This is a genomic window from Actinomyces slackii (genome assembly GCF_900637295.1).
Classification (GTDB): Bacteria; Actinomycetota; Actinomycetes; order Actinomycetales; family Actinomycetaceae; genus Actinomyces; species Actinomyces slackii.
This window is the reverse complement of the sequence record NZ_LR134363.1, coordinates 2024797-2039103: the sequence shown is the minus strand read 5'-3', so window position 1 is coordinate 2039103 and position 14307 is coordinate 2024797. Positions and strand designations below refer to the sequence as shown.

At 71.7% G+C, this 14307-nt stretch carries 10 protein-coding genes; 3 read left to right on the top strand and 7 right to left on the bottom strand.

Annotation, left to right across the window (positions count from 1 at the left end):
* Nucleotides 1-45: 45 nt before the first annotated feature.
* Nucleotides 46-1326 carry an alkaline phosphatase family protein gene (locus tag EL266_RS08500; protein ID WP_084501025.1) on the bottom strand — a complete coding sequence of 427 codons (1281 nt, stop codon included), beginning with the start codon at nt 1324-1326 and terminating at the stop codon, nt 46-48.
* Nucleotides 1323-1922 carry a DUF5998 family protein gene (locus tag EL266_RS08495; RefSeq protein WP_051281368.1) on the bottom strand — a complete coding sequence of 200 codons (600 nt, stop codon included), beginning with the start codon at nt 1920-1922 and terminating at the stop codon, nt 1323-1325. Before EL266_RS08495 ends, EL266_RS08500 begins: the two co-directional genes overlap by 4 nt.
* 92 nt (nt 1923-2014) lie before the next feature.
* Here EL266_RS08495 and EL266_RS08490 point away from each other — a divergent pair, with 92 nt between their 5' ends.
* Nucleotides 2015-4555 carry a DNA gyrase/topoisomerase IV subunit A gene (locus EL266_RS08490; protein WP_026427726.1) on the top strand — a complete coding sequence of 847 codons (2541 nt, stop codon included), beginning with the start codon at nt 2015-2017 and terminating at the stop codon, nt 4553-4555.
* Nucleotides 4556-4692: 137 nt separating this feature from the next.
* Nucleotides 4693-6309, top strand: a complete 1617-nt coding sequence (locus EL266_RS08485; RefSeq protein ID WP_026427725.1) for an amidohydrolase — start codon at nt 4693-4695, stop codon at nt 6307-6309.
* Between the two features lie 28 nt (nt 6310-6337).
* Here the strand turns inward: EL266_RS08485 and EL266_RS08480 are convergent, their stop codons facing one another.
* A complete protein-coding gene (locus tag EL266_RS08480; RefSeq protein WP_026427724.1) occupies nt 6338-7393 on the bottom strand; it encodes a GNAT family N-acetyltransferase in 1056 nt (351 codons plus the stop codon).
* A 210-nt stretch (nt 7394-7603) separates the two neighbouring features.
* The gene (locus tag EL266_RS08475) at nt 7604-9853 is read right to left on the bottom strand and encodes a DNA gyrase/topoisomerase IV subunit B (RefSeq protein ID WP_026427723.1); all 2250 of its coding nucleotides are present in this window, start codon (nt 9851-9853) and stop codon (nt 7604-7606) included.
* A gap of 313 nt (nt 9854-10166) precedes the next feature.
* Between EL266_RS08475 and EL266_RS08470 the strand changes: the two genes are divergently transcribed.
* Complete coding sequence (locus EL266_RS08470; protein ID WP_026427722.1) at nt 10167-10439, top strand: DUF7455 domain-containing protein; 273 nt, start codon at nt 10167-10169, stop codon at nt 10437-10439.
* Between the two features lie 115 nt (nt 10440-10554).
* Here the strand turns inward: EL266_RS08470 and EL266_RS13520 are convergent, their stop codons facing one another.
* From EL266_RS13520 to EL266_RS08455, 3 genes are all read right to left on the bottom strand, one after another.
* Nucleotides 10555-11031, bottom strand: a complete 477-nt coding sequence (locus tag EL266_RS13520) for a hypothetical protein (RefSeq protein ID WP_197719231.1) — start codon at nt 11029-11031, stop codon at nt 10555-10557.
* Between the two features lie 103 nt (nt 11032-11134).
* Nucleotides 11135-12208, bottom strand: a complete 1074-nt coding sequence (locus tag EL266_RS08460; RefSeq protein WP_084501023.1) for a trypsin-like serine peptidase — start codon at nt 12206-12208, stop codon at nt 11135-11137.
* 339 nt (nt 12209-12547) lie between these two features.
* A complete protein-coding gene (locus tag EL266_RS08455; protein WP_026427719.1) occupies nt 12548-14191 on the bottom strand; it encodes an RNA polymerase sigma factor in 1644 nt (547 codons plus the stop codon).
* Nucleotides 14192-14307 lie beyond the last annotated feature (116 nt).

Genomic DNA, 14307 nt, shown 5'->3' with positions numbered 1-14307 from the left:
CCCGAGCAGCTGACCAGCCGCCCCTGCGCGGCGGTGCCGGGCGGCTCAGCCCGCGATGAGCAGGGGGATCCCGGTCTCGGCCCGGGTCAGGCCGCCGTGGACGCCGGGCATGGCGATGGCGGCCGGGGCGTGGACTCGGGGGTCGACCAGCACCCAGGCGCCGTCCATGACCACCACCACATCTCCCACCACGCCCCGAGCGCGCTCGCCCAGGGGCCCCATGAGGGCGCCGACCTGCTCGCGTGTCCCCACCCAGGCGGCCCTGTCCCCCAGCGCCTGGCGGTAGCGCTTGGCGACGCGCTCGGCCAGGTCGGGGTCGGAGTCGGCCACATGCAGGTGGGTGAAGCGGGGCTCTCCGGCCACCGCCACGATGCCGCGCGCCAGATCGGGCTCGGCGCTCAGGTCGATGCGGTGGGAGGCGTCGGTGTCGACCATGCCGTGGTCGGCGGTCAGGATGATGCGGGTCCCGGGCGGGACTCGGCGCTCCAGATCGGCCATGGCCGCATCGAGGTGCTCCAGGCGCGTCAGCCACTGGGGGCTGCGCCAGCCGTGGAGGTGCCCGGCGTGGTCGAGCTCGCCCACATAGAGGTAGACCAGGGGCGCGCCCTGGCGCAGGGCCCGGGCGGCCAGCGCGGGCCGGTTCTCCAGGCGGTCGGCCCCCACGTGCCTGGCTCCCCGGAGCCCGGCCTCGGTCAGCCCCGATCCTGCGAATCGCGCCGGGCCGATGCTCACCGCCAGCGGCTCGTCGGGGGGCTCGGCCTGCGGCTCGGTGCGCAGGCGCTCGAAGACGCAGGGCACGTCCTGCCAGGCCCGGGGGTCGAGCCCCGCCCCCTGCCAGGCGATGAGGCTGAGCAGCTGGTCGGGATGCGGGACCGTGCCCGCCGGCAGGCTCGGCCCCAGCAGGGGGCTCAGGACGCTGTAGCCGACCATGCCGGTGGCCCCGGGCGGGGCGGTGGTTCCCAGGGTGGTGATGGCGGCGGCCGTCGTGGAGGGCAGGCAGGTCGACAGCCGCGGGTCGCGGCCATCGGCCTGGGCGCCCGCCAGCCAGGCGCGCAGGGTGGGGGCGTGCCCACGGCGCTCGAGCAGCTGCTCCAGGCCCAGCCCGTCGACCAGGACGAGCACGGTCGGCGCGCTCTGGGCAATCCCCCACGCCTGGGCGGCGCGGCGGGCCTGGGCATCGCTCAGCACCGACCCGCTGCCGACCGGGCCCGGATCGGCCAGGGTCAGGCCGGCGCCCACGGCCGCGGCGGCCAGGACATGGCCCAGGCCCAGCTCCTCATGATCCGCCGCGGCCCGCGCCCCGGCGGCACTGGCTGCGCCACTCATGCGCGCAGGGCCGCGCGAGAGGTGATCTGGGACAGGATCCGCGCGAAGGCCTCGGCCCGGGCCAGGGCCGCATCGCCCTCCACCCCGGCGGACACGCGCAGGGCGATGTCATCGGGCATGCTCACCCCCGACATGCCGTGATCGGCCTGGCAGTCAGGATCGGCGCAGGAGGCGGGCTCCAGATCGATGCGCCGCACCGAGCCCCAGGAGATGGCGATGGTCATCTCGGTCAGGCGGCCCCCGTCGTCGGCCGGGTCGCTGACGCCCCGGGTCAGGGCCACTGAGCGGATCCGGCTGATGGCCACCGCCTCGGAGGTGGCCAGGGCCCCGGGCCTGCCGTCCTCGCGGGGGGCGTCGTCGACATGGACGATGATGAGGCGGCTGGCGGTCAGGGCCAGGACGGTCAGGTGGCGGTGGACCGCCTCGGCGAAGGTGGTCTCCGCCTGGACCAGGCTGATGACGATCTCCTCCCCGGCCGCCGCCAGGGCCAGGGTGTCAAGGACCAGCTCGGGGTAGTAGCCGGCCCGCTCCACCTCCGCGGCCAGTGCCTGGCCCTCCTTGGTGTGCCGCACAGCGCGTCGATCCTTGGGAGTCATGACACGCATTGTGCCATTGCCCCCAAGGCCGCGCCCCCTGCGCCCGGGTGTCGCTGTTGGCGGCGGCGGGGGCCGGCGCGGACAATGCGGCCATGCCCAAGTCCAGCCAGACCGCCGTGATCGACGGTGAGATCGTCGACCTCGACCTGTCCGCGGAGATGCGCACGAGCTTCCTGGAGTACGCCTACTCCGTCATCTACTCGCGCGCCCTGCCCGATGCCCGCGACGGCCTCAAGCCCGTCCAGCGCCGCATCCTGTTCCAGATGGACCGCATGGGGCTGCGCCCCGACCGCCCCCATGTCAAGTGCTCGCGCGTGGTCGGCGATGTCATGGGCAAGCTCCACCCCCATGGCGATGTGGCGATCTATGAGGCCCTGGTGCGCCTGGCCCAGCCCTTCACGATGCGCCTGCCCCTGGTGGACGGGCACGGCAACTTCGGCTCCCTGGACGATGGCCCGGCCGCGGCCCGCTACACCGAGGCGCGCCTGGCCGCCCCGGCGCTGGCCCTGACGGCGGATATCGACGAGGACACGGTCGACTTCTCCCCCAACTACGACTACACCCTCACCGAGCCCGAGATCCTGCCGGCGGCCTTCCCCAACCTCCTGGTCAACGGCGCCTCGGGGATCGCGGTGGGCATGGCCACCAATATGCCCCCGCACAACCTCATCGAGGTGGTGGGGGCGGCCCGTCACCTCCTGGAGCACCCCGAGGCGAGCCTGGAGGACCTCATGGCCTTCGTGCCCGGCCCCGACCTTCCCGCCGGAGGCATGATCGTGGGCCTGGAGGGGATCCGGGAGGCCTACCGCACGGGGCGCGGCAAGTTCCTGACCCGGGCCACCGCCCAGATCGAGTCCATCGGCCCGCGCCGCAAGGGGATCGTCTTCACCGAGCTGCCCTACATGGTGGGGCCCGAGAAGGTCATCGCCCGCATCAAGGAGGCGGTGACCTCCAAGAAGCTCCAGGGCATCACCGATGTCAACGACCTGACCGACCGCAAGAACGGCACCCGCCTGGTCATCGGGATCAAGAACGGCTACAACCCCGAGGCCGTCCTGGCCCAGCTCTACCGGCACACGCCCCTGGAGGACTCCTTCGGGATCAACAACGTCTGCCTGGTCGAGGGCCAGCCGCGCACCCTGGGGCTGCGCGAGCTCCTCGAGGTCTTCGTGCGCCACCGCCTGACGGTGGTGACCCGCCGCACCCGCTTCCGCCTGGGCAAGCGGCGCGAGCGCGCCCACCTGGTGGACGGCCTGCTCATCGCGATCCTCGACATCGACGAGGTCATCGCGCTCATTCGCTCCTCCGAGGACGCCGCCACCGCGCGCGAGCGCCTCCAGCAGGTCTTCGACCTGACCGAGCCGCAGGCCTCCTACATCCTGGAGCTGCAACTGCGCAGGCTCACGAAGTTCTCGGTGATCGAGCTGGAGAAGGAGCGCGAGGAGCTGGCCCGCGAGATCGAGGCCCTCGAGGCGATCCTCGCCGATGAGGTGCTGCTGCGCCGGGTGGTCTCCCGGGAGCTGGCGGCCGTGGCCGAGGAGTTCGGCACGCCCCGGCGCACCGTGCTGCTGGAGGCCCCGGGCGCGGGGGCGGCCGGAGATCAGGCACCGGCCGGTTCCCAGGCCGCGGGGCCGGGCGCGACCGGCCCTGGAGCCTCAGCGGCAGCACTGTCCCTGACGGCCAGCGCCTCACGGGACACCCCCCTGACCATCCCTGACGGGCCCTGCCGGGTGCTGCTGTCGACCACGGGCCTGGTGGCGCGCCTGGCCGGGCAGGACCCGGTGGCGCGCACCGGCGGGCGCCAGGCCCACGACGCCCTGGTCAGCCAGGTGGCCGCCACGGTGCGCGGCCGGGTCGGGGCCGTGACGGACACCGGTCGACTCGTCCTGCTGGAGGTGGTCTCCACCGCGGAGATCCCGCGCCTGGAGGGGGCGGCCTCCCTGGCCGGCGGCACGCCCGTGCGCCAACTGGTGGACATCACCCCCGAGGAGAGGGTCGTGGGCCTGGTGCCGCTGGGGGCGCCCGGTCAGGGCCCGGCGGCCGCGCCGATCGTCCTGGCCACGGCCGCCGGCGTCGTCAAGCGCGTCAAGCCCGGCGATGAGCCGCGCAACGCCCAGGCCTGGGAGGTCATCTCCCTGGCGGAGGGCGATCGGGTGGTGCACGCCTCCACGGCCTCCGACTCCGACTTCCTGGCGCTGATCAGCTCCGATGCCCAGCTGCTGCGCTTCAGCGCGGCCAGGGTCCGCCCCCAGGGGCGCGGGGCCGGGGGCATGGCGGGCATCTCCCTGCGCGAGGGGGCGCGGGTCATCGCCGCCGGAGTGGTCCCCGAGGAGCTTGTGGCCGAGGCCGTCGTGGTCTCGGTGGCCGGGGCCCGGGGGGCGCTTCCGGGCACCGGCGGGGGCAGCGCCAAGGTCACTCCCCTGGACCGCTACCCGGTCAAGGGACGGGCCACCGGCGGGGTGCGCACGCACCGGTTCCTGCGCGGGGAGGATGAGCTGGTGGCGGCCTGGGTGGGCGTGGGCCCGGCCCGGGCAGTCGGCTCCGGGGGCCAGGCCGTGGCCCTGCCGGAGCCCGATGAGCGCCGCGACGGCTCGGGCGCCCCGCTGCCCGGCCCCCTGGCCGGTATCGGCTGACCCGGGCCCTGGGCCGGACGGCCTCCCCCGCCCCGGGGGCTTCGCCGTCGTCCCCGCAGCGGCTCCAGGCAGGGGAGCATCTCGGATCGGGACCTCCGCTCCGCGATGAGGGCCCCGGATGGTGCCTATGGTTGCCCATGGCCGAACTGCTGATCAGGGACGCGCGCATCGTCCCGTTGCGCTCCCGCTCCCGCCTGTCCCAGGTCCGCGCCCGCACCGGGGCCGCGGCCCCGCCCTGCCCGGTCCCCGACCCCGTTGACCTGAGGATCAGCGCCGGCAGGGTCACCCAGGTGGGCCAGCACCTGGCCGACGACGGCGCCCGGGTCCTGGCGGCCGACGGCGCCTTCATCATCCCCGGCCTGTGGGACGCCCACGCCCACCTGGACCTCGAGGCCGCCCGGGCGGCCCGCCTGGACACCCTGTCCACGCGCAGCCCTGAGGAGGCCCTGGCCATTGTCGCCGCCGCGGCCAGGGCTCTGCCCACGGGCCCTGGGCCGGTGACCATCCAGGGATTCGGGCATCGGCTGTCCAACTGGACCCGCCTCCCCACGGTGGCCGAGCTCGACGCCGTCACCGGCGCCATCCCCACGGTCCTCATCTCCGGGGATGCCCACTCCGGGTGGCTCAACTCCGCCGCGCTGCGCCTCCTGGGCCTGCCGGGCGCCTCCGCCCAGGACCCGGGGGCTCCCATCACCGAGGACCCGTGGTTCGCCCTGCTGAACCGGCTCGATGAGATCCCCGGCTCGCGCGAGCTGCGCGAGTCCGGCTACCGCACGGTCCTGGCCCGCATGCTCGCCCAGGGCGTGACCGGCGTGGTGGACATGAGCTGGTCCAGCGATCACCGCGACTGGCCCCGGCGCACCGCCGCCTGGGCCGCCGAGGGCCGCCTGCCAGCGGTCCTGCCGCGCATCCGCTCCGCCGTCTACCGAGACGGCCTCGACCAGCGGGTCGAGGCGGGCCTGCGCTCGGGCTCGCCGCTGGAGGGCTCGCCCCTGGCCGCCGACGGCGCGCCCCTGATCACCCAGGGGCCCCTGAAGGTCATCGCCGACGGCTCCATGGGCACCGCCAGCGCCCACATGTGCGCTCCCTACCCGCCCGAGCTGGGCCTGGACCGCCCCTGCGGCGTGGCCAACATCAGTCGCCGCGAGCTGAGCGAGCTCCTGGAGCGCGCCCGCCTGCTGGGCTTCGAGGCCGCCATCCACGCCATCGGGGACGCGGCCATGAACGACGTGGCCGCGGCCTTCACCGCCTCGGGCGCCCGTGGGCGCCTGGAGCACGCCCAGCTCCTGCCCGCCGACGCCATGGCCGATCCCGACGGCGCCCTGAGGCAACTGGTGGCATCCGGCATCGAGCTGTCGATCCAGCCGGCCCACCTCATTGACGACTGGGAGGCGGTGGGACGGGTGTGGCCCGGACTGCAGGAGCGCACCTACGCCTTCGCCGACATGATGAGCGCCGGCGCCCTGCTGCACCTGGGCTCCGACGCCCCCGTGGCGCCCCTGGACCCCTGGCTGGCGATGAGCGCGGCGGTGGGCAGGCGCACCCCCGACCAGCAGGTCTGGTCCCCCGGCCAGTGCCTGAGCCCCGAGGAGGCCCTGGCTGCCAGCATCGACGGCGCGGGCCCCCTCGCCCAGGGCTCAGTGGCGGACCTGGTGCTCCTGGCCGAGGACCCCCTGGTCATGAGCGCTGAGCAGCTGGCGGCTGTGCGCCCTCTGACCACGATCGTCGCCGGGGCTCTCGCGCCCCGACCCTGAGCGCAAGGGGGCGCGGGCCGGCCTGCGCTCACACGTCCAGGACGTAGAGGATGGTGCCCCGGGTGGGCTCATACCCCAGGGACTCGTAGAGCTCGGTGGCGCCGGAGGGGTTGTCGGTGTCCATGCCGGCGGCCGCATAGTCCATGCCATCGACCGCATAGGCCCGCATGGCCGCGGTCAGCAGGGCTGATCCCACCTGGCGGTGGCGGTAGTCGCTGAGCACGCCGAGCATGTCCGTGTAGCCCTCGCGCCACCCCAGCGCCTCCCAGTCCTGCTCGTAGCGGCTCGATCGCAGGTAGCCGGCCACCCGGCCGCGATCCCCGGAGCGGTCCATGGCCACGAAGCTCCACTGGGGCACCACGAAGGTCGCCCCGGCGACCCACTCCTCGGGGCTGACGGCATGGGCCCCCCAGGCGTCGCCCATCGCCTGGTTGTGGGCCCGGCGCACCGCGTCGTCGATCGCCGGGCTCCACGGCTCGATGGCCAGGAAGCGGTCGAGCTCGACCGAGGGGATCTCCAGGGCCAGGGAGCGGCGCACCTCCCGGTACCAGCGCTTGGGGGCGAATCCCAGGCGGTCGAGGTGCTCCTGCATGCGCTCGTCGTCCTCCAGCACCGTGGTCACCACGTGGGCCGAGCCGTGCTCCCCCGAGTGCTCCCGGGGGTGACCGGCCCGTTCAGCGCCCACCAGGTGGCGCGCCCTCTCGGCCTGCCAGTGCAGCAGGGCCCCGCCGATGCCCTGCCTGCGACTGACCGGATCGACCACCCCGGTCATGGAGGCGTAGATCTCCCCTGCCGGGCGCAGGCGCACCAGGCCGAAGGCCCGCATCACCCCCTCCTGGTCACGGCCGGCCACGCCCGAGTAGATCGGATCGACGAAGTAGTCGGCGGTCTCCTGCGCGGTGGTGCGGTAGGGAGGGTTGTCCACGGCCTCGGCGCGGGCGATGAGGGCCGCCAGCTCGGCATTGTCCTCCGGTCCCAGAGGCATCCAGGACAGCTGGCGCGGCAGGGAGGAGCGGGGCCCCGGGCGCAGCATGGCCCAGGGCGAGCGGCCGCCACCGCGGGGGTATCCGTAGACGGGTGCCATAGCGCCTCCTAGATTGGGAGCAGACCGGCGGGGAGCCGGGAAAGGGACGAGCGCGAGGATCAGTGCGCAGAGACTACCCCAGCCATGGATTGCGCTGATCCCGTATATCAGGATCCAACATGATCGCCGCCCCGGGGATTCCCTCCCCCGGATCGACGGCCCCTCCAGGGAGGCGGTCCGACCCCGGGCCGCGCCGGCGGCCAGCGGGCCTCAGGCGTCGATGCGCTCGCGGTCCACGTGGGAGGCGCCCTCAACGATGAAGTCGCGACGCGGCTCGACCGAGGAGCCCATGAGCAGCTCGAAGACGGACTCGGCCTCCATGATCTCGGCCTCATCGCCCAGGGTGATGCGCCGCAGGGTCCGGTGCTCGGGCTCCATCGTGGTCTCGGCCAGCTGGTGGGCATCCATCTCCCCCAGGCCCTTGTAGCGCTGGGGCTCCTTGAAGCTGCGCCCCTGCTTCTCCAGGCGGCGCAGCGTGGTGACCAGCTCGTCGTCGGAGTAGGTGTAGAGGATCTCCTTCTTGCGCCGGCCCTGGCCCGAGACCTCGATGCGGTGCAGGGGCGGGACGGCGGCGAAGACGCGCCCGGCCTCGATCATGGGGCGCATGTAGCGGAAGAAGAGGGTGAGCAGCAGGGTCCGGATATGGGCGCCGTCGACGTCGGCGTCGGTCATGAGGATGACCTTGCCGTAGCGGGCGGCCTCCAGGTCGAAGGTGCGCCCCGATCCCGCGCCCACCACCTGGATGATGGCCGAGCACTCGGCGTTGCGCAGCATGTCGGCCTGGGAGGCCTTCTGGACGTTGAGGATCTTGCCGCGGATGGGCAGCAGGGCCTGGAACTCGGAGTTGCGCGCGTTCTTGGCCGTGCCCAGGGCCGAGTCCCCCTCGACGATGAACAGCTCGGAGGCGCTGACGTCGTCGCTGCGGCAGTCGGCGAGCTTGGCGGGCAGGGTGGAGGACTCCAGGGCGGTCTTGCGCCGGGTGATCTCCTTGTGCATGCGCGCCGAGATGCGGGCGCGCATCTCCCCGACGATCTTCTCCTGCAGCGCGCGCGACTGGGTCTTCAGGTCGCGCTTGGTGGAGGTCAGCAGGGCGGTGAGCTCGGACTCAACCACCTTGGCCACGATCTGGCGCACAGGGGCGGTGCCCAGAACCTCCTTGGTCTGGCCCTCGAACTGCGGCTCGGGCACGCGCACGGTGATGACGGCGGTCAGCCCGGCCAGGATGTCGTCCTTCTCGATGCGACCGTCGCGGGAGGTGACCTTGAGGGCCCGGGAGTTGGCGTCGATCTGCTTGCGCAGCACCTTGGTCAGGGCCTGCTCGAATCCGGTCAGGTGAGTCCCGCCCATGGGGGTGGCGATGATGTTGACGAAGGAGCGCTCGGTGGTGTCGTAGCCGATCCCCCAGCGCAGGGCGACGTCCACCGTGCAGGTGCGCTCGACCTCGACGGGGCGCAGGTGGCCCGAGCCGTCGAGCTGCTGGACGGTCTCGGAGTAGGAGCCCTGGCCGGTCAGTCGGAAGGTGTCGGTCACCGAGCCGTCGGTGGCCAGGAAGTCCACGAAGTCAGCGGTTCCGCCCCGGGCCTGGAAGACCTCGACGCCGTCGTCGCCACCGGTGTCGAACAGGTCCCCGGCCCCCTCGACGGCGTTCTTGGCCGAGGCCCGCAGGGAGACCTCGTGGACGGCGTCGTCAGTGGCCCCGGCGTCGGCGGCCGGGGTGCGGGAGGCGGCCTCGGCCTCGGCCTCAGGGCGCTGGTCCTCCAGGCGCAGGGTCAGCCCCGGCACGAGGAAGCTGGTCTGGCGCAGGCGGGCGCGCAGCGCACCGGCGTCGTACTCGGTGGGCTTGGGGAAGATCTGGGGGTCGGCCCAGTAGCGCACGCGGGTGCCGGTCACGCCGCGCTTGGCCTTGCCGATGACGCGCAGCTCGGAGGCGTCGGTGAACTCGGTGAAGGGGGAGTCGGGGCCGCGGCCGGCCGAGTCGTCGAAGATGCCGGGCTCCCCGCGGTGGAAGCTCATGGCGTAGGTCTTGCCGCCCCGGTCCACCTCGACGTCCATGCGCGCGGCCAGGGCGTTGACCACCGAGGCTCCCACGCCGTGGAGTCCGCCCGCGGCGCCGTAGGAGCCGCCGCCGAACTTCCCGCCGGCGTGCAGCTTGGTGTAGACCAGCTCCACACCGGTCAGGCCGGAGGAGGGCTCGATATCCACCGGCACACCGCGCCCGTTGTCGCGCACCTCGATGGAGCCGTCGGCGTGGACGGTCAGGCGGATGTCGTCGCCGTGGCCCTCCAGGGCCTCGTCGACCGCGTTGTCCAGGATCTCCCACACGCAGTGCATGAGTCCGCGCTGGTCGGTCGAGCCGATGTACATCCCGGGGCGCTTGCGCACCGCCTCCAGTCCTTCCAGGACGGAGAGGTGTCGGGCGGAGTAGTCCCCACGGCTGGTCTTGTTCTCGGATGCGGGCACGGCCGGACTCTAGCGGACTGGGCCCGACGCGGCGCTGTCCCGCGCCGCAGCCGCGCTTGTGGCATGGGTATGCCAGCCCAAGCTCTCCAGGCGCTCTATCTCGCTGTCACGTACCTCCTGCCAGGATGTGCATGAAGTGCATGATGCGGCTGCCATGGAGTCCTCCTTCCACATGCGCATTCGAATACGTGCTCTCCCCCGTGATCGTCGACCGCTGATTCCCTAATGCGCCGTCGGCGAAAGCCCGTGCGCCGGGGGCGGAAACGGGGCCTGGCGGGCATGGAGACCGGTTGCTGCGTGGTGGAATGCCGACATGAGCACCACGAGCACCTCCCCTGCTCCCGAGGCGATCACGATCCAGGACGAGCAGGGCTCCACCACCGCCGGCACCGCCGAGCAGCGCCCGCTGACCACGGCCGACCGCTGCGACGTGTGCCAGGCCCAGGCCTATGTGCGCGCCGTCCTGCTGACCGGCGAGCTCTTCTTCTGCGCCCACCACGCCCGCAAGCATGGTGAGCGCCTCAAGGATGTCGCCCTGCTCTTCCAGGACGAGACCCGCCGGCTCCAGGAGACCGGCCAGGCCTGAGACCAGTCCGCTGACAGGCCCTGGCGGGCGACCCCGCCGATTACAGCACGCGTTGTCAACACCTGCGCCGCTGACCGGTCGCTGAGGCCGACCGGCCAGCGGCAGCGCTTTGCCCTCACCTCTGCTCGGCCTGGGTGACGCTGCGATCGCCGAGGGGCTCATCGAGGGTCACCCGGAGAGTTGTGCGCAGGGCCATCGCCGGGCAGTCGCCGTCAGCTCCGGGGATGGCGCCCTCGGCCAGGTCGATGGTGACCGTGTCGGCGTCCTCAGTCACCGTGGCGCTCACGCCCACACAGGACTGAGGGCCAGTGGTGAGCGTGACCTCGATGGTGGTCTCATCGATCTGCGTCCACGACTCCCAGGCCAGGGGCCGGGGGTCGATGAGGTCATCGCGCGCCACGATCCCCCCTCCCGACGGCGTCTGGCCCGACTCGGGACTGGTCAGGCTGTGCGCGGTCGAGGATCCGGGGCTCTGACCGGGGGCACTGCTCGCCTCCGGGGCAGGCGCTGGCGGGGACTGAGAGGCGCCGGGGGTCCTCCCTCCACCGCCGCAGCCTCCCGCCAGTCCCAGCGCGATGATGAGGCAGGTCATCGCAACAGCCCGTCGAGCCGCGCCTGCGGCCCGGGGAGCACGACGCTTCCCGGGCCGCAGGCGCCTGAGGGTGCCGAGCACCCCGATGGTTCTGCCCGCGTCATCAGTCCGCGGCGGTCGCATCCATCATGTCCTTGACGTACCGGGAGAAGTACGGCCCCCAGTTGTGCTTGGAGACCGGATGCCACAGGGAGGTCACGGACCGCACTCGTCCCAGGGAGGCGCTCGCGTCGTAGCTGTGAAGCCAGGGGCCGCCTGAGGCTCCGAATCCGAAGTCGCAGCCGTCGACCATGCCCATGGAGGATTCCTCGATCACGCCGTCCTTGCACTCGCGCATCACCGGGTTCCCGCCGGGAGCGGACTGATTGCTCGGGTAGCCGTGGATCGTGGCCTGGAAGTCGTGACTTCCTCCCCAGGCCAGGCCGTGTGCGCCAACCGCGTCCGCCACCGGCTGGGTGGCGTCACCGCCGTCATTGAGGGTGACGAATCCGACGTCGTTGGTGTAGTCGGTGGTGTTCTCGATCCAGGCATCGAAGGTGCGCAGGGATCGCGCCGTCCAGACGCCCGCGGGGGCGGCGTCCTCAGCGGTTCCGTCATATCCGGGGACGAAGACCATGTTGGTCATCCAGAATCCCTGTCCGTCGGCTGAGGCCCCGTAGACGCAATGGCCGGCGGTGACGAGCACCCGCTTGGAGGGGGCGTTGACCACTGAGGCCGAGCAGGAGGAGGGACCGTCGGGGCTGTCGAAGAACAGGATGCCGTCGGGCATGGTCGAGGCTCCGGAGCTGGCGTCCTTGGGGCCGACGGGGTCGATCTTGCCGAACGGGTCGGTGGAGCTGGTCGAGCCCGAGGCGGGCTTGGGCGGGCCATCGGCATCGGGCTGGGGCCCCTCATAGGGCTTGGCGGCCGCCATTCGCTCCTCCGTCCAGTACGCGGCCACCTTCTTGTCAGGAGCATTGCTGCGGCCCGAGGCCGCCTGCGGCCCATCGGAGATCTTTGAGGCCTCCTGGCCAAAACTGGTCGGAGCCGTCACTGCGCTGGACACATCGCCCTTGGTTCCCGATTCCTCGGCGCTGGCTGTGCCGCCCAGGGCCGCTGGTGCCAGGCCCGCCAGGGAGAGCACCGCCACCGCCCCCAGCGTCGCACTCCGGCGTAGGGAGAATCGATTCCCTCTCATCTAACGTCCTTCCGTCGAATAAGCAGTGCGGTCGACGCAGGGGACGACGCGCCCGCCTCATATGACGCCGCGCACGAACTCCCCAGGTCAACCATTGTCAAGATGACGACCACATCAAACTATCACGATTCAATAACGACGCCTGAGGGCGCACAACACAAAATCTCCCGACACCTTCTGTCACACCTCCTGAATGAGGCCTGAACGGCGCCGAAAATATGAATCGTCAATGACGTCGGGCAGTGGCGAATCGAGCGCGAATAAGGCCGGCGGCTCCGGCGGGGCGCACGATGGTGCCCCGCCGGAGCCGCCGGCCTCGATGAGCGTGACCCGCAGGCCTCAGTCCAGGTAGTCGCGCAGGACCTGGCTGCGCGAGGGATGGCGCAGCTTGGACATGGTCTTGGACTCTATCTGCCGGATGCGCTCGCGCGTGACCCCGTAGACCTTGCCGATCTCATCGAGGGTCTTGGGCTGGCCATCAGTCAGGCCGAAGCGCATGGAGACCACCCCGGCCTCGCGCTCCGAGAGCGTGTCCAGCACCGCGTGCAGCTGCTCCTGCAGGAGAGTGAAGCTCACGGCGTCGGCGGGCACCACTGCCTCGGAGTCCTCGATGAGGTCGCCGAACTCGGAGTCGCCGTCCTCGCCCAGAGGCGTGTGCAGGCTGATGGGCTCGCGACCGTACTTCTGGACCTCGATGACCTTCTCCGGGGTCATGTCCAGCTCGACGGCCAGCTCCTCGGGGGTGGGCTCGCGCCCCAGGTCCTGGAGCATCTGGCGCTGGACGCGGGCCAGCTTGTTGATGACCTCCACCATGTGCACCGGGATGCGGATGGTGCGGGCCTGGTCGGCCATGGCGCGGGTGATGGCCTGGCGGATCCACCAGGTGGCGTAGGTGGAGAACTTGAAGCCCTTGGTGTAGTCGAACTTCTCCACCGCCCGGATCAGGCCCAGGTTGCCCTCCTGGATGAGGTCCAGGAAGAGCATGCCGCGGCCGGTGTAGCGCTTGGCCAGCGACACCACGAGGCGCAGGTTGGCCTCCAGGAGGTGGTTCTTGGCCCGCTGGCCGTCCTGGGCCACCCAGTGCAGCTCGCGGCGCAGCTTGGAGGGCAGGTCGTTGCCCTCCTCGGCCAGCAGGTGCTCGGCGTACAGGCCGGCCTCAATGCGCTTGGCCAGCTCCACCTCCTGCTCGGCGTTGAGGAGCGCCACCTTGCCGATCTGCTTGAGGTAGTCCTTGACCGGGTCCGCCGTGGCGCCCGCGGTGACAACCCGCTGGGCGGGCTCATCGCCCTCATCGGTGTCCGAGACGGTGAAGGAGCCGTCCTTGTCCGTCTTGGAGCGCTTGCCGGCCTTCTTGGCGGCGGCCCGCTCGGCCTCCTCGCGGCGCATGCGCTCCAGCTCGCCGGTCAGGGCGGCGATGGAGGGCTGCATCTTGATGCCCTTGATGACCCAGCCGCGGAAGATGTATCCGTTGTGGGCCAGGTAGTCGCGGGCCACCATGGGCTCGGAGTCCCCGATGACGAAGCGGGGCACGGGGCCGTGCCCGTAGGGCGCCAGGGTGATGGGCTCCTCAATGGTGCCGTGACCGGCGATCTCCAGGTCCTCGACCACCGTGCGTGAGCGGATGAACAGCGTGGCCCCGGGAGCCAGGCGCACGCCCTTGAGAGAGGCCACGGTATTGAAGGGGTGGCGCTTGGTGCCGTCCCCGTTCTCCTCCAGGCTCACATCCAGGTAGTAGTCGCGCAGCTCGGGGGCAGGCCCCTCATCCTCCTCAGGGGCCTGGGAGTCGGGCCCCTCCTCATCCTCGTCCTCGGAGTCCTCCTCCTCGGAGTCGTCATCGCCGTCGTAGTCCTCGTCCTCCTCATCGTCCTCGGAGTCCTTGTCGAAGTCCTCGTCCTCATCGAGGTCGAAGTCCTCGTCCTCAACGGTCTCGTCGACGTCGTCGGTCAGCTCGGGGCGCTGACGCGTCGCAGTGGAAGAAGCCACGGAGTTCCTTTCGCAGGGCGGGTGAACCGGCGACCAGTGGACATGGGCCACCACTATGGGTACAAGTAGGCAACCCTCCGATTGTAGCGTTTATTCCAGCGCCTCGTGCCCGGCGT